Source organism: Microvirga pakistanensis, assembly GCF_004458765.1.
Classification (GTDB): Bacteria; Pseudomonadota; Alphaproteobacteria; order Rhizobiales; family Beijerinckiaceae; genus Microvirga; species Microvirga pakistanensis.
The window spans coordinates 1-223 of sequence record NZ_SPJX01000098.1; the positions used below are offsets into that span (position 1 = coordinate 1).

General features: G+C 64.6%; 1 protein-coding gene. It reads left to right on the forward strand.

What is annotated here, in order from left to right; all coding sequences use genetic code 11:
* Positions 1–223 (forward strand): PDC sensor domain-containing protein (locus E4K09_RS28755; RefSeq protein ID WP_483238013.1); only part of this gene is annotated, 223 nt, incomplete at both ends.

Consider the following 223-nt stretch of genomic DNA (forward strand, 5'->3'; position numbering starts at 1 on the left):
TCCCGTCGCCTCGACAGGCCCGACGGCAGTTTCGCCGGCGTCGTCCAGGTCAGCATTCCGCCTCGCTACTTCGCGAATTTCTTCGGTCGCATCGACCTCGGCTCCCAGGGACCGATCGTGATGGTCAGCACCTTAGAGAGGGGGAGGATCCTGTCGCGCTACCCTTATGACGCATCCGTGATCGGCACCACGCCACCTCCACCCCCATGGCTGCTGGACGGCA